The sequence below is a fragment of the Streptomyces iranensis genome (genome assembly GCF_017874715.1).
Classification (GTDB): domain Bacteria; phylum Actinomycetota; class Actinomycetes; order Streptomycetales; family Streptomycetaceae; genus Streptomyces; species Streptomyces iranensis.
On the sequence record NZ_JAGGLR010000023.1, the window covers coordinates 39,151 to 62,771 of the forward strand.

General features: G+C 69.7%; 21 protein-coding genes and 1 pseudogene. 9 read left to right on the forward strand and 13 right to left on the reverse strand.

From position 1 onward, the window contains the following. Window positions 1-225: 225 nt before the first annotated feature. From J2Z30_RS35275 to J2Z30_RS35285, 3 genes are all read left to right on the forward strand, one after another. Complete coding sequence (locus J2Z30_RS35275; RefSeq protein ID WP_044578134.1) at window positions 226-981, forward strand: SGNH/GDSL hydrolase family protein; 756 nt, start codon at window positions 226-228, stop codon at window positions 979-981. Between the two features lies 1 nt (window position 982). Then, window positions 983-2,317 carry a glycoside hydrolase family 99 protein gene (locus J2Z30_RS35280; protein WP_044578131.1) on the forward strand — a complete coding sequence of 445 codons (1,335 nt, stop codon included), beginning with the start codon at window positions 983-985 and terminating at the stop codon, window positions 2,315-2,317. 138 nt (window positions 2,318-2,455) lie between these two features. Further along, window positions 2,456-3,118 (forward strand): SGNH/GDSL hydrolase family protein, encoded by a 663-nt coding sequence (locus tag J2Z30_RS35285; RefSeq protein ID WP_245388811.1) that lies wholly within the window; start codon window positions 2,456-2,458, stop codon window positions 3,116-3,118. A gap of 12 nt (window positions 3,119-3,130) precedes the next feature. Here J2Z30_RS35285 and J2Z30_RS35290 read toward each other — a convergent pair whose 3' ends face one another. The 4 genes from J2Z30_RS35290 to J2Z30_RS35310 are packed head-to-tail and all read right to left on the reverse strand — an operon-like array spanning window position 3,131 to window position 6,492. Further along, a complete protein-coding gene (locus J2Z30_RS35290; protein WP_044578127.1) occupies window positions 3,131-3,817 on the reverse strand; it encodes an alpha/beta fold hydrolase in 687 nt (228 codons plus the stop codon). A gap of 2 nt (window positions 3,818-3,819) precedes the next feature. Further along, window positions 3,820-4,173: a hypothetical protein gene (locus tag J2Z30_RS35295; RefSeq protein WP_044578125.1), complete on the reverse strand. Its 354-nt coding sequence runs from the start codon at window positions 4,171-4,173 to the stop codon at window positions 3,820-3,822. Beyond that, entirely contained in the window at window positions 4,163-4,963 is an 801-nt protein-coding gene (locus J2Z30_RS50095) for a Rid family hydrolase (protein ID WP_308280204.1), read from the reverse strand. The genes J2Z30_RS35295 and J2Z30_RS50095 overlap by 11 nt, the downstream gene beginning before the upstream one ends. Continuing rightward, window positions 4,960-6,492: a monooxygenase gene (locus J2Z30_RS35310; protein WP_044578123.1), complete on the reverse strand. Its 1,533-nt coding sequence runs from the start codon at window positions 6,490-6,492 to the stop codon at window positions 4,960-4,962. The genes J2Z30_RS50095 and J2Z30_RS35310 overlap by 4 nt, the downstream gene beginning before the upstream one ends. Window positions 6,493-6,554: 62 nt before the next feature. Here J2Z30_RS35310 and J2Z30_RS35315 point away from each other — a divergent pair, with 62 nt between their 5' ends. Further along, window positions 6,555-7,241, forward strand: coding sequence for a TetR/AcrR family transcriptional regulator (locus J2Z30_RS35315; protein ID WP_078957020.1), 687 nt, complete (start codon window positions 6,555-6,557; stop codon window positions 7,239-7,241). Between the two features lie 17 nt (window positions 7,242-7,258). Here the strand turns inward: J2Z30_RS35315 and J2Z30_RS35320 are convergent, their stop codons facing one another. Then, window positions 7,259-7,960 carry a TetR/AcrR family transcriptional regulator gene (locus tag J2Z30_RS35320; protein WP_044578119.1) on the reverse strand — a complete coding sequence of 234 codons (702 nt, stop codon included), beginning with the start codon at window positions 7,958-7,960 and terminating at the stop codon, window positions 7,259-7,261. Window positions 7,961-8,072: 112 nt separating this feature from the next. Between J2Z30_RS35320 and J2Z30_RS35325 the strand changes: the two genes are divergently transcribed. Further along, window positions 8,073-9,548 carry an MFS transporter gene (locus J2Z30_RS35325; RefSeq protein ID WP_245388812.1) on the forward strand — a complete coding sequence of 492 codons (1,476 nt, stop codon included), beginning with the start codon at window positions 8,073-8,075 and terminating at the stop codon, window positions 9,546-9,548. Window positions 9,549-9,585: 37 nt separating this feature from the next. Then, the gene (locus J2Z30_RS35330; protein ID WP_044578117.1) at window positions 9,586-10,080 is read left to right on the forward strand and encodes a nuclear transport factor 2 family protein; all 495 of its coding nucleotides are present in this window, start codon (window positions 9,586-9,588) and stop codon (window positions 10,078-10,080) included. Between the two features lie 74 nt (window positions 10,081-10,154). Here the strand turns inward: J2Z30_RS35330 and J2Z30_RS35335 are convergent, their stop codons facing one another. From J2Z30_RS35335 to J2Z30_RS35345, 3 genes are all read right to left on the reverse strand, one after another. Then, entirely contained in the window at window positions 10,155-10,964 is an 810-nt protein-coding gene (locus J2Z30_RS35335) for an alpha/beta fold hydrolase (protein WP_209468972.1), read from the reverse strand. A gap of 73 nt (window positions 10,965-11,037) precedes the next feature. After that, window positions 11,038-12,339 (reverse strand): MFS transporter, encoded by a 1,302-nt coding sequence (locus J2Z30_RS35340; RefSeq protein WP_078957019.1) that lies wholly within the window; start codon window positions 12,337-12,339, stop codon window positions 11,038-11,040. 38 nt (window positions 12,340-12,377) lie between these two features. After that, complete coding sequence (locus tag J2Z30_RS35345; RefSeq protein WP_044578113.1) at window positions 12,378-13,496, reverse strand: NADH:flavin oxidoreductase/NADH oxidase; 1,119 nt, start codon at window positions 13,494-13,496, stop codon at window positions 12,378-12,380. A gap of 90 nt (window positions 13,497-13,586) precedes the next feature. Between J2Z30_RS35345 and J2Z30_RS35350 the strand changes: the two genes are divergently transcribed. Beyond that, window positions 13,587-14,153, forward strand: coding sequence for a TetR-like C-terminal domain-containing protein (locus J2Z30_RS35350; protein WP_044578110.1), 567 nt, complete (start codon window positions 13,587-13,589; stop codon window positions 14,151-14,153). 93 nt (window positions 14,154-14,246) lie between these two features. On the opposite strand, the gene J2Z30_RS35355 is transcribed toward J2Z30_RS35350, so the two are convergent. Beyond that, a complete protein-coding gene (locus J2Z30_RS35355; protein ID WP_044578108.1) occupies window positions 14,247-14,903 on the reverse strand; it encodes a GntR family transcriptional regulator in 657 nt (218 codons plus the stop codon). Between the two features lie 24 nt (window positions 14,904-14,927). Then, a complete protein-coding gene (locus J2Z30_RS35360; protein WP_044578107.1) occupies window positions 14,928-16,100 on the reverse strand; it encodes an acyl-CoA dehydrogenase family protein in 1,173 nt (390 codons plus the stop codon). A 99-nt stretch (window positions 16,101-16,199) separates the two neighbouring features. On the opposite strand from J2Z30_RS35360, the gene J2Z30_RS35365 reads away from it, so the two are divergent. Then, entirely contained in the window at window positions 16,200-17,336 is a 1,137-nt protein-coding gene (locus J2Z30_RS35365) for a CaiB/BaiF CoA transferase family protein (protein WP_044578104.1), read from the forward strand. Window positions 17,337-17,403: 67 nt separating this feature from the next. Here J2Z30_RS35365 and J2Z30_RS35370 read toward each other — a convergent pair. Beyond that, window positions 17,404-17,667, reverse strand: a pseudogene (locus tag J2Z30_RS35370) (hypothetical protein); the annotation flags it as partial. A gap of 8 nt (window positions 17,668-17,675) precedes the next feature. Then, window positions 17,676-18,704 (reverse strand): NADP-dependent oxidoreductase, encoded by a 1,029-nt coding sequence (locus J2Z30_RS35375; RefSeq protein WP_044578100.1) that lies wholly within the window; start codon window positions 18,702-18,704, stop codon window positions 17,676-17,678. 1,100 nt (window positions 18,705-19,804) lie between these two features. Between J2Z30_RS35375 and J2Z30_RS35380 the strand changes: the two genes are divergently transcribed. Then, on the forward strand, window positions 19,805-21,139 hold the full coding sequence (locus tag J2Z30_RS35380; protein WP_245388814.1) for a hypothetical protein: 1,335 nt from the start codon (window positions 19,805-19,807) through the stop codon (window positions 21,137-21,139). Window positions 21,140-21,167: 28 nt separating this feature from the next. On the opposite strand, the gene J2Z30_RS35385 is transcribed toward J2Z30_RS35380, so the two are convergent. Further along, window positions 21,168-23,591, reverse strand: coding sequence for a tetratricopeptide repeat protein (locus J2Z30_RS35385; RefSeq protein WP_044582191.1), 2,424 nt, complete (start codon window positions 23,589-23,591; stop codon window positions 21,168-21,170). Window positions 23,592-23,621 lie beyond the last annotated feature (30 nt).

The window sequence follows — 23,621 nt, forward strand, 5'->3', positions numbered from 1 at the left end:
GCCGATCGGCGTCCGTGACCAGTTCACGCGCGAGACGCCCACATCATCGCGGAAGAAAACAAGTTTTCCGGCCGTGAATTCTTCAAGGCAGAGCACGCCTTTCGTATTGACGCGACGCAATCCAATGCATTTTCTTACTCCCGGCGCTCGGTGACCGAGTGCCATTCCGCGCCTGAGAGTGCGCGCATCCGCACGCCCCTTCGCAGCCGTCTTCTCGGGAGTCCCATGAACGCCACCATGTCCAGACGCGCGGCCCTTCTCGGCGGCGCCTTTGTGGCCGCTCATCTCGTACTGCGATCAACCCCAGCGTCGGCGGACGTTCCAGGAGAGTCCAACGGCGGTGTGCGCATCATGCCGCTTGGCGATTCCATCACCGACGGATTCACCCCCTACCCCGGCGGATACCGCGTCGGTCTCTGGCAGCGGCTGGCAGCCGGCGGCTACACCGTGGACTTCGTGGGCTCCAGGTCCAACGGCCCCGCCGAGCTCGGCGATCACGACCATGAGGGGCACTCCGGCTGGCGCATCGACCAGCTGGACGCCAACATCAACACCTGGCTCCAGCAGAGCGACCCCCGCACGGTCCTGTTGCTCATCGGCACCAACGACCTCAACCAGAACTACGACATCGCCAACGCGCCCGCACGCCTGTCGCGGCTGATCGACCACATCCGGGCTGCCAAGCCGAGGTGCGAGCTGTTCGTCGCGACCATTCCGCCGCAGTCCAACGCCACCCTCGAGAGCAGGGTCAGGGCATACAACGCGGCGATTCCACAGATCGTGGCCTCGAAGGGGCCACACGCGCATCTGGTGAAGATCTACGACGCGATGACCACCGCGGATCTCGCCGACGGCATTCACCCGACCCAGGCCGGCTACGGGAAGATGGCGGCCGTCTGGTACGAGGCGCTGCGCGCGGTTCCCGGGCGGCTGCGCGGCCCAGTCGATTCGTCTCACACACAGCGCCAAGCGAGGAGCTGAAATGGCTGAACACTCCCACAACCGGCGGAGTTTCCTGCGCGGTACCGGCGCTCTCGGCGCGGCGGGGGCAGCGGCCTGGGCCGGAATCGGCGGTCTCACGCCCGCCGATGCGCGGACCGCGAGTTCCTCGGGCGCGCGTCCCGCGCCCAAGCACCTGCGGACGTATGCGGCCGATGCGGTCAAGGGGAAGGTGTACGTGGGGTACCAGGGGTGGTTCGCCGCCACTGGCGACGGCTCTCCGATCAACACCTGGACGCACTGGTCCAAGGGCACCACACCATCCCCCGGCAACCAGACGTTCGAGCTCTACCCGGATATATCGGCCTATCCCGTCGGGTCCCTCTTCCGGACGGGGTACGCCCCGTTGGGCAACGGCAAGCCCGCCACATTGTTCAGCTCCTACTCCACCGCGGTCATCGACCAGCACTTCCGCTGGATGCAGCAGTACGGGATAGACGGCGCGGCTCTCCAGCGTTTCGGCAGTGACATCGTCGCGGTCGGCCAGCCGCGCCTCAAGCAACGCAATGACATCCAGAGCAAGGCACGTGACGCGGCACAGAAGTACGGGCGCGGCTTCTACATCGAGTACGACATCAGCGGCCTGAACGACACCAATCTGGTGGCGACGATCCAGAGCGACTGGACCAACACCATCAACGGCACGCTGCACCTGCCCGATTCCCCGGCCTACACGCGCGAGGGCGGAAAGCCCGTCGTCCACCTGTGGGGCCTCGGCTTCACCAACCGGCCCGGCAGCGTCGACAGCTGCCTTGAACTCATCAATTGGTTCAAGAGCAAGGGCGCCTACGTCATCGGGGGTGTCCCCAGAGGCTGGCGCACCGATGCCAATGCCAAGCCCGGCTTCGGTCCCGTCTATGCCGCCCTGAACATGGTCTCGCCCTGGAACGTCGGCAACCCCAGCGTGGACCAGAAGCTGTTCGACGACGACATGGCCAGGCTGAGGGCGAACGGGCAGGACTACCAGCCCGTGCTCTATCCCGGATTCGCCTGGTCCAACTGGAAGGAGGGAGCGCCGCGCAACGAGATCCCGCGCAGGGCCGGTGACTTCATGTGGCAGCAGGCCGTGGCCGCCGCCCGGTGCGGCACCAAGTCCGCCTTCATCGCGATGTTCGACGAGTACGACGAGGCCACCGCCATCGCACCGGCCGCGGCGGACAAGTCGATGATCCCCGCCGACCAGTACTTCCTCACCCTGGACGCCGACGGGACCGGCGTCTCCTCCGACTTCTATCTGCGCCTGGCGGGCGCCGTCACCAAGATGATCAACGGGTCGACCGGCATCAGCCCCACCGTGCCGATCCCGCCAAAGGTCTGACCGAGCTGCCGTAGGCGGAGGAGACCGCACGCCCTCCCCCTACGGCCTTCAACCGCCTGCGTCCCCAAGGAGCCCTCTGTGGCAGCGCCACTCCACCCTGATGGCCACTCCAGCACGTCCGCGGGAAGGGTGCGCATCATGCCTCTGGGTGATTCCATCACCGATGGGCACAACGCCTACCCCGGTGGCTACCGCGTCGCACTCCGGCAGCGGCTGGCCGCGGACGGCCATGCCGTCGACTTCGTCGGCTCCCTCGCCAACGGCCCGGTCGAACTGGGCACCCGCCACCACGAAGGACACTCCGGCTGGCGCATCGACCAGTTGGACGCACATATACGGGCATGGCTGCGGCACAGTGTCCCCCGCACCGTGCTGCTGCTGATCGGCACGAACGACATGAACCAGAACTACGACACCGCGCAGGCCCCGACGCGCCTGGCCCGGCTGATCGACCACATCCAGGAGGCCCGGCCGGTCTGTGAGGTGTTCGTCGCCACGGTTCCGCCGCAGTCCAATCCCACCCGGGAGCGGCGAGTCAAGGCCTACAACGCGGCCCTTCCCGAGGTGGTCGCCGCGAAGGGTCAGCGGGTGCATCTCGTGGACATGTACGACGCGATGACCACCGCCGACCTCGCCGACGGCATTCACCCCAACCAGGCGGGTCACGAGAAGATGGCCCGTGTATGGCACGGCGCTCTTCGTGCCGTACACGCTGCGCTCACCCCGGCGGTGTCGAGCCCGGCCACCTGCCAGGCGCCGCGTCGGCCCGGCCGGCGCATCCCGGCTGCTCCAGCGGAATGAGCGGGCCCGGCTCTACCGGCTCTCGCCGTGGAATACCGCGCACACACGGTCGTGGTGGGAGACGGGAGCCATGTGCCCGGCTCCTTCGATGGACAGGACCCGGGCACCCCGCGACTTCGCCGTGGCAGCCGTGGCGGCGAAGAAGGGAGAGGCACCGCACCGTACATACGTCGTCGGAGGGTCCGTGTATCCCGGCATGGGGGTGCGCAAGGGTTCCTCGTGGGTGGCCCGGTTCATCGGTGCGGCCCGCGAGGTGACCCATCGCAGTCCGGCCGGGTCGAGCCCCATGGCCTCGAAGCCGAAGGGCGGAACCAGCCACGGCTCCGTCATCGGCCGCGATGCCGCCGCGGCGGCGAACGCGTCACGCAGCCCGGGTTGGATGTCGAACGCCGCCTGGCCTGGCCCGGGAAGATACGCGTCGAGGTAGACGAGCCGCCGGACGCGGGCCGGACGCCGGTACGCGGTTCCGGTGATGACCATGCCCCCGTAGCTGTGGCCCGCGAGGACCACCTCGGTGAGAGCCTGACCGTCGATCAGCCCGACGATGTCGTCGATGTGCGTGTCCAGTCCCACATGTGGGCCCGCCGCGGTCAGCGAGGGGCAGTGGACGGTGTGTCCGGACGCCCGCAACCCGGCGGCGACCGGCTCCCAGACCCAGCCGCCCAGCCACGACCCGTGCACCAGGACGAAAGTGGCCATGACTACCGCCCTTCGGCCCTGGCGGCCCAGGAGGAGCGGATGCCCCGCAGGATCCACTTCAGTCGGTCATCGGGGATGAAGAAGCCACCGACCCCGGAGGAGAACAGCACGTCGTGGACCCGCTGCGAGGTCTCCGCCAGGCGCCCTTCGAAGTCCTCGCCGTCCCGCGGCCGCGCGGGCAGCAGGATGACGATGGTGTCGTCCCGCTCCTCGACGACCTCGACGGCGAAGTCCTCACGCGGGCGGTAGCCGGATTCCTCGCAGAGCACCCGCTTCGGGTCGGCGAACAGCCTGGCACGGTAGGTGGGGTCGTTGACGATCTGCAGGGTGTGGGCGGTGCCGGCGTCAGCTGTCATCGCTGCTCCTCGCATCGGTGGTGGGACGGGACCGGTGGAAGCCGCGGCGCATGGCCAGTAGCCCGGCCTTGAGCCGCTCGGGCAGAACCCAGACGAATGTGTCGCCGCTGCGCCACTGGTCCATGAGGTTCACCGCCTCGCACCGGTCCGGCTCACCGGGCTCTTTCGCGGGCGGGACGAGGTAGTAGAGAGTGTCGCGTTTCTGCAGTTTGACCTGCACCGCGATACCGGGCGGCACCGTCACACCCAGCGCTGCCAGAGCGAGGCCCGGATCGCGTTCCAGCTGCTCGGCGAAGGCCGGGTCCGCCCAGGCGCGACGGGTGAGCGCCGCTTCGAGATCCTCCTCGGCCGCCCGTCCCACACTCGGCGGCCCACTCGGCGTCGCGGCCGGAACCGGGCCGACCGCGGCGACCACCTGGACCTCGACCAGATAGTCAGGGGCGAAGAGCGCCGACACGCCCACCAGTGTGCTGGCCGGTGTCCGCACCGTTCCGGCCCGCAGCGGTTCGAAGATCGCGGGCAGTAGCTCGGGGGTGTAATCGACGACGAAGACGGTCTCCTGGACGATGTCGTCCCGGGTGGCGCCGACCGAGGCGAGCGCCGCGTCGAGATTGCGGGCGATCTGTGCCGCCTGGGCCGCGTGGTCGCCCGGTCCGACAGACTGTCCCTCGGCGTCGAAGGCGACCTGACCGGACAGTTGCACCAGCCGTACGTCTTCGACGGTGACCACCTGGGTGATGGCGTCGGACGGGTTGTACACGCCCGGGGGGTTGAGACGGGTCACGGTCACCGGGTGGCCATCCCTTGCGTCGCGCCGGCCCAGGCGGCGAGGGCGGTGACCCGCTCGGCGCGCCTGGCGTCCGGCTCAGTGCCGCGAGTGGCCCAGGCGATGTGCCCGTCGGGACGGACCAGCACCTCGGTGACCCCGTCCAGTTCCGGATGGCCGTCGTGCCGGGCGACGGCGACGGCGGTGACCCGCGAGTCCCACCCGTCGCCGACGGTCTGCCCCGAGCCGGTGTCTCCGGCGAGGCCGAGGAGGACGAAGTGGCCCCGGGAGAACAGCTCGTATGCCCGTGTCGCCGCCGACGAGGCTTCGATGAATCCGATGTCGGGCATCCGCCGGCCCACCAACGGGTCGGCGGCGTGGGCGTCGCTGTCCGAGTAGCTGGTGGCGAGCGCGGAAACCTGGCCGGCGATCCGGCGATTGACCTCCGGGATGCCCAGCAGTTCGTCCAGCAGGCCGCGCAGGGCGGCGGCGGGGCGGTGATACTGCGGGACGAGCGTCAACTCCGCGAGCAGGGTCTGCACCTCGGTGTTCTCGGTGACGGCTCGCCCGACCGGCCGGCGCTCGGCGTCGTAGCCGTCCAGCAGACCGGGTGGCGCCCAGCCGTTTATCTCGGCGGCCAGCTTCCACCCCAGGTTCATGGCGTCCTGCAGACCGGTGTTCAGCCCTTGGCCGGCCGCGGGGAAATGGATGTGGGCGGCATCGCCCGCCAGGAGAACGCGGCCGCGCCGGTAGCTGTCCGCGAGGCGGGTGGCGTTGCCGAAGCGCGACAGCCACCGCGACTCGGCGACCCCGAGGTCGGAGCCGCAGATCCGGGTCAGCGACGTACGGAATTCCTCCAGGGACACGGGCACACCGCTCGGGGTACGCATCCGCTCCGGGTCCAGATACACCAAGCGGGTCAGTCCACCGTCCAAGGGCGCCACCAGCACGCCGCGCGCCCGCGCCCGGTCGAGTGCGGCCGGATCGGCGTCGACCACCGCGAAGTCCCCGAGTACGCCGGTCAAGGTCTCGTCCACACCCGGGAAGGCGATACCCGCGGCCTCGCGCACTCCGCTGCGACCGCCGTCGCACCCGACGACATACCGCGCGTACAGGGTCTCGGCGCGGCCGCCCGGTCCGCGGACCTGCACCTCGACGCCGTCCGCGGCCTGGCGGAGACCGGTGCTCTCATAGCCGCGGGTGATCTCCACCCCCAGCTCCAACGCCCGCTCCTGGAGCAGGAATTCGGTACGCGCCTGGGGGAGGAACAGGGTGTAGCCGTGCCGGCTGTCGAGCGCGGCGAAGTCGAGCCGGGTGTCCAGGCCCGCGAAGTGCCAGCCCGGCACCGTACGGCCGAGCGCGAGGAATCGGGGCGCGAGGCCGCGCAGGTCCATCAGTTCCACACTGCGCGGATGCAGGGTCAACGCACGGGAGTCTCGCTGCGGCTCGGTGCGCCGCTCGATGATCCGCGTGCGGACGCCTGCCAGCGCCAGCTCGCAGGCGAGCATCAGGCCGGTCGGTCCGGCACCGACGACGATCACATCGGCATGCATAGGTAGGGCCCTCCATTTAGTGAACAACGTTCACGAGAACGCTGTTCACTATAGTGGGAGCCATGAGTTCCACGTCAAGTCCCGGCCGAGGCAGGCCCGCCCGGCTCGACCGGTCGAGCACCGTCGACACCGCCCTGCAACTGCTGGACTCCCTCGGCCTCGACGACCTGACCATGCGGCGCCTGGCCGACTCCCTGGGGGTGCAGGCCGGGGCGCTGTACCGCCACTTCGCCACCAAGCAGGACCTGCTGACCGCGATGGCCGAACGGATGCTGGCCGACATCCCCACACCCCGCGAGAACGGCGACTGGGATGAGCTCCTGGCCGACCTGGCCCGAGCGCTGCGCACGGCCCTGCTCACCCACCGCGACGGCGCTCGGGTATTCGCCGGTACGCACTCGACGGGGGCGCACACCCTGCGCTTCTCCGAATCCGTCATCGGCGTGCTGCGCGAGGCGGGCTTCACCGATGCGGACGCCGCTCGCGCCCTGATGGCGGTGGCCAACTTCACGGTCGGCCACACCCTGGAGGAACAGGCCGCCCTCCGGCCCGGCGACGAAGCGGACGCGGACCCCGAACGCCTGCGCCAGGCCGTGGAGTCCGGGCCGTTCCCGCACCTCGTCGCCGCCCTGCCCACCCTCACCGGCACCGACTTCACGGCCCACTTCGAATTCGGCCTGCACCTGCTCGTCCAGGGCCTACAGGCGCTCGACGAATCCGGCACCCGGCGGGGCCCAGGAGGCGCCTGACCGTGCCGCGTGGCCTGTCAGACGGCGGGCCGCCGATCTGTGACGCTCTGTGACGTACGGATGCCGAGCGCGGGCAGTATCACTTCGTCGACCAGGGTTTCGTGGAATGTCCGGTCCGCGCATCCGCGCATGAACATCACGCGGTACGCGCTCATGGACGGGATGATCAGCGCGAGCGTGTCGATGTCCGTGCTCGCCGGGATCTCGCCGCGTTCGACGGCGCGCGCCATGAGCTGCCGGTAGGCGGCGGCGGACGGTTCGACGATCGCGGCGTCGACGGCGGCGGCGAGTTCGGGGGCGCGGTAGAGCAGGGACATCAGACCCGACAGGATTTTGATGCGCTGCTCGCTCTCGCCGAGCCAGCGCGGGTTGATCATCGCGATCATGTCGCCGCGCAGTGAGCCGGTGTCCGGCAGCCGGCCGGGGGACAGTGCGGTGTCCTTCAAGGAGGCGACGGCGTCGAGCACAAGGTGCCCTTTGGTGTCCCACCGCCGGTAGATCGTGGCCTTCCCCGCCTTGGCGCGGGTGGCGACCATGTCGATAGTCATGGCCTCGTACCCGGTCTCGGCGAGGACGTCGAGAGCGGCCTCGAGGATCTCCGCGTCGCGGGTGTGGTCCCGTTTGCGCCCGAGCCGCGGGGCGGGCCGTTCCGGCGCGGACTGTTCCGGCGCGGCCCCGCCTGCGCCGCCTGTCGAGGCTGCCGCTCCTGGCCCTGGCATGCGTGACGCCCTCCTTCCGAAGCCTCCAACAGCGTACCAGTCAGTTCCGGAACGTACGAGTTCCGAGACGTACGAGTTCCGGAACTGACTGGTTTCGTTTATGGTGAGGCACATGGAAGCTGCACTTCAAAGCGGAGCGCCGCCCCAGTCCGACGGCAGCGCGGCCGCGCGCCGTTGGTGGGTGCTCGGCGCGGTGGTACTGGCTCAGCTGATGGTGGTCCTGGACGGCACGGTGGTGAACATCGCGCTCCCTTCGGCCCAGACGGACCTGGGCTTCACCGACGGCGACCGCCAGTGGATCGTCACCGGCTACTCACTGGCCTTCGGCGGTCTGCTGCTGCTCGGCGGCCGGGTGTCGGACATGATCGGCCGCAAGCGCGCGTTCCTGGCGGGCCTGGTGGGCTTCGCCGCCGCGTCGGCGCTGGGCGGCGCGGCCGATGGATTCGGCGTGCTGGTGGCCGCCCGCGTGCTCCAGGGTGCGGCGGGCGCGCTGCTGGCACCCACCGCACTGGCCGTCCTGGCCACGACGTTCACCGCACCGAAGGAACGCGCCCGTGCCTTCGGCGTGTTCAGCGCCGCCGCGGGCGCCGGCAGCGCGATAGGTGTGCTGCTCGGCGGATTCCTGACCGAGGGTCTGAACTGGCGCTGGACGCTCTACATCAACGTATTCATCGCCGTGGTGGCCGCGGCCGCGGCCACCGTGTCCATCGGCCGCACCCCGCGTCGGGGACCCCGGCCGGCCCTCGACATCCCCGGCGCGGTGCTGGTCTCCGCCGGGCTGTTCGCCCTGGTCCTCGGCTTCTCCGAGGCCGAGACCGACGGATGGGCCTCGCCGCCCAGCTGGGCACCGCTCACCGCCTCGGCGCTGCTGCTGGTGGCGTTCGCCGCCCGGCAGCGGCGCACGGCGCACCCCCTGCTGCCACCGGGCGTCCTGCTCGACCGCGACCGGGCGGCCGGCTACAGCGGCATCCTGCTGGCAAGCGTCGGAATGTTCGGCGTCTCGCTCTTCGTCAACTACTACCTCCAGGACTCCCTCCACTACTCACCGATACGGACCGGCCTGGCCTTCCTGCCCATGGTCGTCCTGCTCGTCATCGGCTCCCAACTCGCGACCAATGTCTTCCTGCCCCGCCTCGGGCACCGGAGGGTGGTGCCGACCGGCATGGCGCTGGGCGCCGTCGGCATGGTCCTGCTCACCGGCCTGGAGCCGGACAGCACGTACACCACCGGCGTCCTGCCCGCCCTGCTGCTCATCGGCTTCGGCATCGGCAACGTCATCACCTCGTCCTTCCAGGCCGGCACCTCGGGCGTCGACCCCGGAACCATCGGCGTCGCCTCCGCCGTGGTCAACACCAGCCAGCAGATCGGCGGCTCGATCGGCACCGCCCTGCTCAACACGCTGGCCACCGCGGCAACCGGCCACTACCTCGCCGCACACGGCACCTCACCGGCCGCCACCGCACAGGCCGCCACCCACGGCTACGCCGTCGCCTACTGGTGGGGCGCCGGCACCTACACCGCAGGAGCACTCCTCACCGCCCTGCTCTACCGCCACAAGCGGCGACCCGCCCCACAGCCCAGCACCTGAAGCAGACGAACAAGAAGACACAGACAGGACAACGCACATGCCAACTTCCCCCGCCCCCATCCCCACCCCCGCGGACGCGCCGGCCGACCCGGCCCGGGACCAGATCCAGATCGCTCAGGTTCTGTACCGGCTCGCCCGCGCGATGGACACCCGCGACTGGGACCTGCTGGCCACCTGCTTCATTCCCGAGGCCGTGGGCGACTTCGCCACCGGCCAGGCCGTCGGACTGGACAGCATGCTCCTCGACTACAAGGCGTTCCTGCCGCCGCTGGACACCACACAACACCTGGTCACCAACATCGAGACCGCCATCGACGGCGATACCGCCGAAGCGACGGCCTACTTCCTGGCCCAGCACGTCCGCGCGGACACCGAAGGCGGCGACCAGTTCCTCATCGGGGGACGGTACGACGACCGGCTCACCCGCACGACCGAAGGCTGGCGGATCACCCGACGACGAGTCACCGGCTCCTGGACGCAAGGCAATCCGAAGGTGGTGGGCACCACGCTGGACCGACGCGAGAACGGCTGATCATCGTCCCGGCGCCGCATCTCGCCGGATCCTCCGCGGTAATCCAGATCTCGGAGGGGCAGGTTGCGGCGCTCCTATGCCTGCCTGGATCCCACCACATTCGCCAGCAGCTCGGCCGTGCCCTCTGGTGACTCCACCGGGAAGTGGTGGCTGCCCAGATCGACGAGCGTGATGTCGAAGCGGTCCTCGTAACGGTCGATCGCTTCCTGCGTTGTCAGTTCTCGTACCGCGAACACAGTGATCGGCTGCTTGGTCTCACGCAGCGCTGTGTCCATGTCCCAGTGGACCAGACCTTCGATGGCGTGCAGACCGGCGGGCTGCCGTACGGCGACCATCTTTTCGAAGTACGTGTTCTTGAGAGCTTCGTCGGTACCGGCGGGCGAGCCACCCTCGACCAGGCCCCGCACCGCTCCGGCGAAGTCCTCACGGAACATGTGCTGCATCGCCTCGACCTGTTCCTCGCTCTGCGCTGGGAACAGTCCCAGGTAGTGCAGCGCGTCGAGGGCGACCACATGCGAGACCGTGTCCGGGAGCTGTCGGCCGACTTCGACGGCAACTGCCCCGCCGAGAGAGTGGCCGGCCACGACCACCGTGTCCACAGATTCGGCTTCCAGTACGGCGGCCACATCGCGAGCGAATTCTTCGATCGTCCAGGTGTTCCGCGTTGACCGCGATTCACCGTGCTCGGCAAGGTCGATCGCGAGGGCGCGGTAGTTTTCGGGCAGACGATCGGCAACCGCGTCAAAGTCGGTCCGGCTGCACCCCCAGCCGTGGATGAGCGCCAGGGTCGGCCCCGTGGCGGGCCCACTGGCCGTATACCGGATCGTCGTGTGGTCCTCCCGCTGAACCTCAAGGTTCTTCTTCATCCTGTTTACGTCGGTCACAACGTCTCCTTGTTGAATATGGTGAACATGGTGAAGAGCTGTATCGGTCGGTGCGGTGATGCCGTTCGACACCTCAGCCGCACGGGGCGCTTTCTGGGGGCATGACCGCCGGCCGCCGCGCCCGTACCTGGTTCAAGCGCAGCACGAAGGCAGACAGAGCGATCGCCACAATGGTCAGCGCGGAGAGCTCGGCGGCCGGCCTCAGCCCGATGTTGGTCACGGCGATTCCGCCGAGTACGGAGGGCACGCTGTTTCCCAGGTAGCTGATGACGTTCGCCATGGCGAACACACCGCCGCGCTCGTCCGGCTTGGCGACGCGGGCCAAGGTACCGAAGGTTGCCAGCACCGACGCACCGAATCCGATACCCGAAACGACGGTGCCGACGGCGGCAAGCCAGGCAAGGTTTTCCACCACCCCGGTGAGCGATGTCAGGGTGCCGATCCCGAGCAGTGCGGACGAGGGGGCCAGCAGCGAGGGCGCCGGTCTGGCGCGGAGCAGGGTGATCGCGACCGCTCCGGTGCCGGTCAGGAGGGTCACGACGACGCCGCCGACCAGGTGGCTGTTCAGCCCCAGCAACCGGGCCGCGACGGATGGGCCGAGGGAGAGGTATATCCCGGCGAGTGCCCAGGCGGCGATCCCCACTGGCACCAGGGGGACAAAGTCTCCGCGCAGGTGCGCGGGCATCGCGACCCGCGGGCGCAGTGAGGCGACAGCGCCTGGCCGACGGGGCGACGTCTCAGGTGCAAGGGAGACGACCACCGCCGCTGCCGCCATTGCGACGAGCAGCAATCCGTAGACCAGCTGGGTCGGGGACGGGGCGAGCTCGACAAGCACTCCGCTGCTCAGAGCACCGAGCGCGAGTCCGCTCAGGGGCGCTATGGAGGTGACGACGCCTGCCCGCCCGTGCGAGGGCTCGAGATCGACAAGCATGGCGCTCAGGGTGGTCGTCGCCGCCCCGGTCGCGATGCCCTGCAGCACCCGTGCGGCGGACAGGGTGAAGACGTTCTCGGCGAGCAGGAACAGAACGAGTGCGGCCACTTCCAGCGCGATCGCGGCGGCGAGTACCGGTCGGCGGCCGAGATGATCCGACAGGGCTCCGACAGTGAGCAACGAGGCCAGCAGACCGAATACGTACAGGGCGAAGACGACGGTCAGTGCCCACGCCGCGAAGTGCCACTGCTGCTGGTAGATCACGTAGAGCGGGGAAGGTGCGCTGGAAGCGGCCAGGAAGGCGATGTAGACGACGGCTATGGCCGAGAAGAAGCCCTTCCCGGGCCTGCGGTGCGAACCGCGGCCCGGTGGTGCGTACGGTGTCTTCGCGCCGTCCGGCCCGCCGGCTTTACGGCCCCGTGCAGCGCTGTGTGTGATTGCCATTGGGTGTTCCCTTCATCCCCCCGGCCGCCACTGTGATCTCACAAGGCGCGGTGGTACTGATTCGGCCAGGACGACGGGTCGTCGCGCCGGTGGTTCAGGACGAGGTACGGATCGCGCAGCAGAGCCCGCCCCATCAGCACCGCGTCGGCCTGGCCCTTGGCCACGACTTCGTCGGCCAGTGTTATGTCGCCGATCTGTCCAACCGGGGCGACGGGGAGTCCCGAGGCTTGCTTGAGTGTGTCGGCGAACTCGACGTGCACTCCTTCCCGTGCCGGCGGCCGGGCCCGCATGTCCTGCACCAGCACACCGGAGGTGACGTCGAGGAGATCGATGCCCACGGCGGCGAGTTCCTTGGCGAATGCCGCCGCCTCGTCGACGGAGACACCCCCGTCGACCCAGTCCGTGGCCGTTATGCGGACGAAGACGGGCTTCTGCGCCGGGAACGCCTGCCGGACAGCTCGCGCCACGCGCAAAGGAAAGCGCATCCGGTTCTCGAGGCTTCCGCCGTACTCGTCCGCCCGGTTATTGGAGAGGGGGGACAGGAACGCATGGAGGATGTATCCGTGCGACGCCTGGATCTCGACCACCTGGTACCCCGCCAGGTGAGCCATCTCGGCCGCGTGACCGAAGTCCTCCACGACCTCGTCGATATCGGCGTGGCCGACTTCGCGGGGGGTGCTCAGGTTGCCGAAGGGGACGGCCGACGGTGCGATCGTCTCCCAGCCGCCTTCGGCCGCGCTCACGGGGTCGTTCTGCCCCAGCCCGGTCCAGGGAAGCCGGTGCGATCCCTTGCGGCCCGCGGCCTGCAGCTGGATCGCGGGGACCGCACCTTGCCCGGAGATGAACGAGGTCAGACGGCGGTGCGCGACGGCCTGCCCTTCATCCCAGATTCCGAGGTCCGCCGCAGTGCACCGGTGCGATGCCCCGACCGCTGTGGCTTCGATCATGATCAGCCCGGCTCCTCCGACCGCTCGCGCACCGTAGTGCACGAGATGCCAGTCGGTCGGCTTCCCGTCCGCTCCCGCGGAGTACTGAGCCATCGGGGACATCCACACACGGTTGGCGACCGTGACATCCCGTAGTTGCAGAGGGCTCATCACAGAGCCCGGAAAGGCCGCACTGGACACAGCTGAACTCACTTCCTGATCCACATACATCGCAGCGATCACTGCGTTAGCGACTTGAGCGTAGCACAAACGCAGCGAACGCTGCGCTAAAAAGGCAGTGATCAATGCAATACTGGTCGCATGCCTGCCACATCATCAGCGCGCCGCACCGACAGCCGGCCCGGTGGCCGCTCCGCCCGAGTCCGTGCGGCCGTCCACCAGGCCGTCAGGGAGCTGCTCACCGACGAGGCCGGCGAACTGACGATCCCCGTCGTGGCCACCCGCGCAGGCGTGCACGCCACCACGGTCTATCGCCGCTGGGGCTCCGTCGGCGAACTGCTCGCCGACGTCGCGACCAGCCGCTTCTCCGGCGACATCGTGGTGCCGGACACCGGAAGCCTCCGCGGGGACCTGGAGCGGTACGCGTACGACCTCGCCAAGGACCTCTGCGACCCGGACACCCTCGCCTTGGTACGGGCCACCATCGGTATCGGCGGAGAACAAGGCGCCGCCGCATGCCGCGGGGAACGCCAGAGACAGCTCGAAGCCATCCTCGAACGGGAACAGGCACGAGGCACCCAGCCTCCATCCCTGGAACGCACCACGGACGCTGTGCTCGCACCCCTCTACTACCGGGCTGTCTTCACCAACGACCCCCTCACCCCCGATTGGACACACAGCCTCGTGGCACACCTGCTGCCCGACTGACAAGGGCAACGCCCCGGCTGCGGGCATGACCTGCACACCGTCCGAGGTCCGGGCGGCTTGGCCGCCCGCACCACCGGCCATGGGTCATACGGTTCAGTCGGTGAGGATGCGGGTCAGCGTCTTCAGCGCGCGGTCCCGGTGCGCGTCGAGCCCCGCGATCACCTCGTCCACCGCCTTGCGCCGCACCGCGCCGAGGATCTCGTCGTGGGCCTCGACCGCGTGCTCCCGCTCTTCCGGCGAGTTGTAGTACATCGCGCGGTAGGGCTCGGTGGAGTCCCACAGAAGCCGGATCAGGCGTACCGCGTGCGGTTGGTCCGCGGACTCCAGGATGCCGAAATGGAACCGGCGGTTTGCCTCCAGCTCCGCGGCGACGTCGCCGCGCCGGGCGGCCTCGGCGCAGTCACGGGCGGCGAGGGCGATCCGTTCGACGGCGTCCTCGTCGAGTGCGGGCAGGGCCTGGCGCACCGCGCGCTCCTCCAGCAGTTGTCGCAGCGCGTAGATCTCCTGAAGGTCCGCCACGTGCAGCTCGGTGATGAAGTAGCCGCGCCGTGGCCGATAGACGACCTGCCCCTCCTGTTCCAGGGCTCGCAGCGCCTCGCGGACCGGGGCGAGACTTACCCCGAGGCGTTCGGCGATCTCCTCCTGCAAGATCCGCTGCCCCGGCCGGTAGCGGCCGGAAACGATCGCCCGTCGCAGCGCCTCGAGGGCGTGCTGGGCCATCGTTCCCGGTCCGCTCTGGTGTGTCGTCATCGTCCCGACTCTAGCGGTGACGGTTCACCGGAACGCGTCGATCCCGGTCAGCGCGGACCCGATGACCAGCGCGTGCACATCCGCGGTGCCCTCGTAGGTGACCACCGACTCGAGATTGGCCATGTGCCGCATCACCGGATACTCCAGGGTGATCCCATTGGCGCCCAGCACCTGCCGGGCCGTACGGGCCACGTCCAGGGCGGCGTCGACGTTGCCAAGCTTGCCCATGCTCACCTGCTCGGGCCGCAGCCGGCCGGCGTCCTTGAGCCGGCCCAGGTGCAGTGCCAGCAGGGTCGCCCGGTTGACCTCCAGCGCCATCCGGGCAAGCTTCTGCTGCTGGATCTGGAAGCCCCCGATCGGCTTGCCGAACTGCGTCCGGGTCGTGCCGTAGTCGACGGCGGCCGCCAGACAGGCGCGCGCGGCTCCGGCCGCGCCCCAGACGATCCCGAAACGGGCCTCGTTCAGGCACGACAGCGGACCGCGCAGGGAGGTGGCGCCGGGCAGCGTCGCCGAGGACGGAAGCCGGACCTCGTCCAGGACCAGCTCCGAGGTGGTCGACGCGCGCAGTGACAGCTTCTTGTGGATGTCGTGGGCCGAGAAGCCCTTGGTGCCCTTGGGCACCAAGAAGCCGCGGACGCCCTCCTCGGTGCGCGCCCAGACCACCGCCACATCGGCCGTCGAACCGTTGGTGATCCACATCTTCCGGCCGCTCAGGATCCAGTCGTCGCCGTCCCGCCGGGCGTAGGTCCGCATGGAGCCCGGGTCCGATCCCGAGTCCGGTTCGGTCAGGCCGAAGCATCCGATGGCCTCACCGGCCGCCATCCGCGGCAGCCACTGGTGCTTCTGCTCCTCCGAGCCCCACCGGTGAATGGCGAACATGGCCAGCGAGCCCTGCACCGACACCAGGCTGCGCAGGCCGCTGTCGCCGGCCTCCAGCTCCAGGCACGCCAGCCCGTAGGCGGTGGCGCTCGTCCCCGCGCATCCATAGCCCTCGAGGTGCATTCCCAGCACCCCCAACCTGCCCAGCTCCCCCACCAGTTCCCGGGGCAGCCGCCCCTGGTCGAACCAGTCCCCGATCCCGGGAAGCACCCGGTCGCGGACGAACGCCCGGACGGTGTCGCGGATGTCGCGCTCCTCATCGGAGAGGACGTGGTCGACGGAGAGAAAGTCCAGTGGAGCTGCTGCCGAAGTGGTCATCGTCGACTCTCCTCTTGTTCTCGGAGCCTTGTTCCCGGCGTCGCGGGCCCCTAGTCTTCGAATCTCGATTTTCGAAAATCGATGATTGGAGGCTCGCAGATGACCACCGCTCTTGGCAACCTTCGGGTACTGGACTTCGCCCGCGTCCTGGCCGGCCCCTTCGCGACGATGCTCCTCGCCGACCTGGGCGCCACCGTCACGAAGGTCGAGCGCCCGGGGACCGGCGACGACACCCGCGCCTGGGGGCCGCCCCACGACCAGCACGACCAGGCCACCTACTTCCAGGCCGTCAACCGCAACAAGGACACGATCGCGCTCGATCTGTCCGATCCGCGCGATCGCGCCGAGGCGCGGCGGCTGGCCCTGTCCGCCGATGTGGTCGTCGAGAACTTCCGGCCCGGACTGATGGCGGAGTTCGGCCTCGACCACGAGCAGCTCCGGGCCGGGAACCCGGGCCTGATCTACTGCTCGATCACCGGCTTCGGACGCGGCCCCGGCGCCCGGCTGCCCGGCTACGACCTGCTCGTTCAGGCGCTCGGCGGGCTGATGAGCATCACCGGGGAGCCCGCCGGCGAACCCCAGAAGGTCGGTGTGGCCGTGGTCGACGTGCTCGCCGGACTGTTCGCCACCACGGGCATCCTCACCGCGCTCCATCACCGGACCCGCACCGGCGAGGGCCAGCGGGTGGACATCGACCTGCTGTCGTGCCTGCTCGCCGGGCTGGCCAACCAGGCCAGCGCCTACACCTCCGGCGGTGTCGTGCCCACCCGGATGGGCAACCAGCACCCCAGCATCGCGCCCTACGAACCGCTCCCGTGCTCCGACGGCGAGCTGGTGCTCGCCGTGGGCAACGACCGCCAGTTCACCGACCTCTGCCGGGTGCTGGGCGCCCCGCACCTGGCCGCCGATGAGCGGTACGCCACCAACACGGCCCGGGTGCGGCACCGGGGTCAGTTGCGCACGGAGCTGATAAGCCTGCTCGCGGCCAGGCGGGCCGAGGACTGGGCAGAGGAGCTGACCCGCGCGCGTGTGCCCGCCGGAATCGTCAATGACATCGCCGGCGCCTTCGCGCTCGCCACCGACCTCGGGCTCGCCCCGACCGTGGAGCTTCCCCGCGCCGACGGCAGCGCCGTGACCCTGTGCCGCAACCCGATCGGGCTCTCCGCGACACCGCCGGTCTACCGGTCCGCGCCGCCGCCGCTGCCGCTGCCGCTGCCGCGCCACCGGAACACCTGACCCACCGCGCCCGCGGTCATCAGCCGTCGCCGTCCACGAGCACGGACTTCGGCGTCCGGCCGATCGGCAGGCTCAACACCTCCTCGCCGGTCCGGACCGTGAGCAACAGCTCGCATCGCCACTGCGGCGACACCTCCGGCCGATGACTGAGCCGATGCTCCAGTCCCGGGAACAGATAGTGCACCGCCGCGACCGCCGCTCGCTCCCGCAGCCAGTCGACCGGCAGCCGCTGGCTGAAGCCCAACCGCGCCGCTTCCTCCTCCAAAAGCAGGAGCCGCTCGGTGTCGACGTCCCTGATGCGTTCATCCACCGCCGGCACAGCGCATCTCATTCATCGAGTCAGCCGAGGCTGACGAGCGTCTTTCCAGCCGTTCGGCCGGCGATCATCTCCGTCAGCGCATGCGGAGCCGACTCCAGACCCGTGAAAACGGTCTCGCGACAATCCAGCTCGCCGCTGCGAAGCCACCCGGTCATCTGGCGTCGCATCTGCCCCATGAGACGCAGGTTGCTGCTCCCGCGGAACCCACGAAGGGTCAGGTCCTTGGACACCGCGAGGAAGAGGTTCCGCGGCCCGGCCGAGCCGGACTCGTACTCCGAGATCGAGCCGCACATCGCTACGCGCCCGCCCCTCCTCAGATGTGACAGGGCGGCCTCGAGGTGGGTCCCCCCGACGGAGTCGAAATAGACGTCGATTCCGTCGGGCGCGATATCGCCCAGCCTTGCCCCGATGTTCCCCGCCCGGTAGTTGAAGGCGTCGGCGCCCAAGCGGTCGCGCAGCCAGTCGACCTTGTCGTCGGTGCCCGCGCTGGCCACTACCCGGTTGCCCATGAGCCGTGCGATCTGCACGGCCAAGCTGCCCACCGCCCCCGCAGCAGCCGAGACCCAGACCGTTTCCCCACCTCGTAGCGCGTCAACGACGTGCAGACCGGCGTAGGCCGTCAAACCCATACCGCCCAGCGGGCCGAGATACCACTGCGGCTCGCATTCATCCACGTCCAGGCGTGTCAGGGTGCCGAGTCCGCCGAGCTGCTCGGCACCCGCCTCCACGACGGCGTACTCGCGCCAGCCCTGGGCGTGCCACACCACGTCACCCGGGGCGAAGCCCTCGGCCCGGGACTCCACCACCTCCCCCACTGTCATGATGCCGTCCATGGCGCGGCCGAGAGCGAAGGCGGCGAAATAGCCGGAGGGCGCGTCGGGACGTAGCCGCAGCCGAAGGCCGGGGTCCACCGATGTCCACGTGTTGCGTACGAGCACCTGCCCCGGCCCGGGGCGGGGCACAGGGACCTCGACCACCTCGAAGTCGTCCGGGCTGACGCTGCCGACCGGGTACGTCCTGACCCGGATCTCCCGTCCAGTCCGCATCATGCCGGTACCACCTTGATCCGATCGAGGTACATGGCGTGCTCTCCGGAGTGGATCAGCACGCCGGAAGCGAGGGGTCGTGCATCGGCGGCGAGGACCATACTGAACCAATATCAGTTTAGCTTGACCAACGCAACGGCAAGGCGTGTCTACACGGCCCGCGGGCACGGGGGTGATCCTTCCGGAGGTGCGGTGGTACGACCGGCCCGGACAGCCGTACGCCGCCCACCGGTCGCAGTCGTCCGGCACGGCCCGGAAGGCGATCATGCCGTTGGACCCGCGCGCCGGATCGCGCATGAAAGACAGGGTTTGAACTAACTTCAATTCTACGGGGAGCGTACTGCCCCGAACGGAAGAGACGCAAGGCTCGTGACGGACATTGCGGTCGGCCGCCCGCCGCGGGGGCCGCACCGGCTCGAGCGCGAGGAGTGCCCTCGCTGTCCTCGCCCACGACGTTGGCTCCTCCGACATTGCGGACACGACCTATGGCGCAGTGTTCGAGCCCTGTGGGATCTAGATAACATCTGGCCAAACGCCAGGTGAGGCGGATTGATCCAGCCAAGGGGAAATGGGCCAACGGTGGTGACAGGTGGGGCGGTAGCACGCGTGCGGGTACCAGTCGGCGAGGACGCCGGACGGTGGGTCACCCGTGCGGGCTGCCGACGGGTCTTGCTCGTCGTACACAACGTGACGTCTGCGACACGCCTGTTGGATGTACTTCCCCTGTTCCACGATGACATTCGTGTGCAGCTGTTCGCCACATGCACCGGGTCTTCCCCGTTTCTGGCCGGGGTGCCCGAGCTCTTGGCGGGGGCGGGGCTGCCGATACTCCCCTGGACACAGGCCAAGGACACGACGTTCGACTTGGCGTTGGCCGCCAGCTATGGCGGCGAACTGGGGCAAATACGGGCGAAATTGGCCGTATTGTCACACGGAATCGGCTACAATAAGAGGCTGGCCGCGCCGAGCGCCGAGCGCCGAGCGCCGAGCGCCGAGCGCCGAGCGCCGAGCGCCGAGCGCCGGTCTTCGGCCTGTCGCCGGAGTGGCTGCTGGAGGATGGGAGCCCACTCGCCACTGCCACGGTCCTGTCGCACCCCGAGCAGTTGGAGCGGCTGCGTTCCTCGTGCCCGGAGGTTGTTCCCACCGCCGTGCTCGCGGGGGATCCGTGCTTCGACCGCATCCTCGCCGCTCTTCCTCAGCGTGACCGCTTCCGCCGGGCCCTGGGTGTGGGCCCGGGGCAGCGGCTGATCGTCGTCAGCTCGACTTGGGCGACGCGTTCGCTGTTCGGTGGCGGCGGCGGTGCCGAGGCCGGAGGAACCGGACGGGCGGTGGCCGGCGGGGCAGATACGGACGATGTGCTGCCTTGGCTGTTGTCCCGCCTGGCCACGGAACTGCCGGCCGACGAGTACCGGAGCGCCGCCGTCCTGCATCCGAACATCTGGCACGGCCATGGCCCCGGACAGGTCCGCGCCTGGCTGGACACCGCCCGCCGGGCCGGTCTGGAGGCGATCCCGCCACTCGAAGGATGGAGACAGGCGCTGATCGCGGCCGACTGTGTCCTGGGCGATCATTCCAGCGTCGCCTACTACGCGGCGTCCATCGACAGGCCCGTCCTCCTCGGTGCGTTTCCCCAGAAGGATCTGGACCCGCTCTCCCCTGTCGCCGCCCTCGGGCGGACCGCCCCTCTCCTGGTACGCGGCGAAAGCCTGCGCGCACAGATCGACCGGGCCATCGAGTGCCACGAGCAGAATCGGTACAAGGAGCTGGCGGAGCAGGCCAGTTCGTCGCCGGGAGAGTCGGCCTCGCTCCTTCGGCGCCTGTTCTACGACCTCATGGGCATCTCGGAGCCCGAAGGCCGCTCTGCCCTGCTCGACCCACTACCCCTACCGCCCTATCTGCCGGCCCGCCGTACCGTGCCGGTCCGCGTACTCGCGCAGATGGTCAGGGCCGATCCCCCGGAAGTCGGGGTGGTGCGCCGCTGCGTGCCCGGCGACGAGCCCGACCCGTACGAGAACCTGACACACGAGGTCGACAGCGTCCACACGGTGGTCGACGAGGAGACACGGGAGAGCGGGCGGCTGCGGATCGCGGACATCGTCGTCCGGCGCGCGGCCGACGACGACCTTCGGCTCGGACCAGCCGGCGCTTGGACGTCGGAAGCGCTCGCGTGGTATCCGCACTGCGGGCTCGCCGCCTACATCGACGGCCCGGACCGCTGCGTCGTAGGCACCCGCGCCGGGGAGCTGGTGCGCCTGTCCGCCGCCACAGGTCCGGACGGACGACCCGACCTGTGCGATCCTGCCGCCTACGCCTCGGCTCTCTACGCCTGGATCGTGAGCGGGCGGACGCTGGAGCAGGCCGCCCCTGAGATCACCGTACGCACCGGCTCCACGGCACACCGGGTCACCATCGAACGCGTCAAGACGCCTTCGGCGTGACCCGTCCCCTCGCCGTGCTCCGGGACCGTCATGCCTCGAGTTCGCCCAGGCGCGCCCGGACCCTGTCCTGACCGGCCCGGTCGCCATTGTCCTCGTAGTACGCGGCAGCGGTGCGCAATTCCTCCGCCTCCTGGCCCGGACGGCCGGCGAGGCGATGGCAGCGGGCCCTCAGTTCGGTGGCATCGGCGAGTTGCAGCCCCGCCCCCGCCGTTTCCATGGCCTTGACGGCCTGGTCCAGGCAGACGAGCGCGCGATCCGTGTCTCCCGCGTCCATATGCGCCTCGCCCAGACTCATATAGACGCGGCCCTCGTTGTACGGGTCGCCGCCGGGCAGTCGGCGGAACAGGGCCAGCGCGTCGTTCAGCCGGGCGAAGGCGGGGGCGAAGTCTCGCTGCAGGGCCTGAGTGCGGCCTATGTGGTGTTCGAGGATGGCCGTGGCGCGGGGCACGTCCTGCCGGCCGTCGCCGCCCTCCGGGATGCGCCCGAGGATCCGCTGTGCCTCCTCGAAGCGCTCCTGGGCCTCCGCGTACTCCCACTGCTTGCGGTGGAGGAGCCCCAGCGCCTCGACGGCGGTCGCCTGTCCGCGGTGGTGTCCGCAGTCGCGGTCCGCGGCCGCAGCCTCTGCGAGAGCCGTCGCGGCATCGTCGCCCCGGCCGAGGCCCAGGTAGCCGAAGGCGAGTTGCGTCAGCATCCGGCCCGGGGCGCGCCGGTCGCCGAAGTCCGCCGCGCTACGCCGGGCCGCATCGACCCCGAGCAGGTGCGTGTCGATCCACTGCGCGTGGAATCCAAGGAACAGATGCAGCCCCCACATCGCCTCGCACAGTTGCCAGACGAGGTCATCGAAGCCATGGTGCGCAGCGGCTTGGATGACGGCAGCGAGATTCTCACGCTCGCGGCGCAGGCTCGCCAGCGCGTGTTTGCCGTCCGCCGGATCGCGTCCTTCCGGCAGACTGAACCCCTGATAGGCAGGGCCGAGCCGCCAACGCAGCGGCATCACCCGGAAGTCGGCCGCCGCCGCGAACCGCAGGTGCGCGACCGTCGTCCGTCGCACCGCGGCGGCCATGCGGCCGTGCCCGTCCTCCTCGATCGCCCGTTCACGCGCGTGGGCCCGGGTCAGGTCATGGAAGCGGTAGCGTTCCTCACCGACCTCTTCCAGCAGGTGGATACGGGCGAGCTCCTCCAGCATCTCGCGCGCCCGGTCCTCCGAGACTTCGGCACAGTGCGCGGCGCACAGGACGGTCACGGTCGGCCAGGCCCACACAGCGATCGCACGGTAGAACGCGGCGCACTCGGGCGTCAGTTCACCGTACGTGACCTCCTGCACCATGCGGACAGGGTCGACCGGTCCGCCCGAGGCGTGGTGCTCCGCGTCATGCATGGCGTCGTATCCCTGGCCAGGACCGTGGATCCGGTCGGATAGTTGCCGCGCCGCGCGTTCCCAGGTCAGGTGTTCGCGTACGGCGAGACTGGCGCCCGTGGTGCACAGCGCGAGCGGGACCCCGCCGGTGGCCTCCGCCACCGTCTGCACCACCACCTCGGCGGCCGCCGACCGTCCGGCAAGGCGCCGCAGCAAACGGACGGAATCGGCGGTGGACAGCGGCCGCAGGGTGAGCGGGTGAGCCCCATGGTCGGCCACCAGGCGGCCCGGCCGGTGCCGGCTGGTCACGATCACGAGGCATTCCGGAGAGGCGGGCAGCAGCGCGATGGCCTGTGCGTCGTCATGGACATTGTCCAGCACGATGAGCAGGCGCCGGTCGGCCGTGCAGTCGCGATACAGGTCCCGTTGGCGCGCTTCATCGCCGGGCACCATGGCCGGTGGCACCCCGAGCCGCTCCAGGAACCGGGCCAGCACGTCGGAAGGCGACAGCGCCGTGCCGGCGGACGCACCGGCCAGGTCGACGAAGAGGACCCCATCGGGGAATCGATCGCGCAGCTCGTAGGCGCACCGGACGGCGGCGGCGGTCTTACCCATACCGCCGGGCCCGGTAAGGGCGACCACCGTGGGAGCACCCGGCGAGCGACCCGCGTCGTCCAGCAGGGCCGTGATCTCGGCGATCACGTCCTCCCGGTCCGTGAACGCCGCAGTCGCCGGTGGCAGCATCTGCGGGCGGGAGGCGTCGTCCGCCACGGCAGGCACGGCGCGGGGGGCCAACCACGATGCCTCCCGCACCCACTCCATTACCTCACGGGCGAACTCGGGTGACCTGCGGGCGACGTCCAGAAGGCGATGCGCGGCCGCAGTCTGCTCGGACTCGCTCATGGGCAAGGTGAGGTGCTGCCGGTCGCCCCCGTCCGGGCCGGCGGCGGGCCTCGCGTCCTCGGCACGCGCTCGCCTCAGCAGTCCGTAGAGCCTTTCGGAGGTCCGTCTGCCCATCTCGCCGCCGGCCCCGGACAGCGCGCCCGAAGCGACCGTACCGACGGTTGAGAGCACCATGCCCGTCAACGGTTCCATCCAGTACTCCCCCAACTCGGCCTTCCCGAA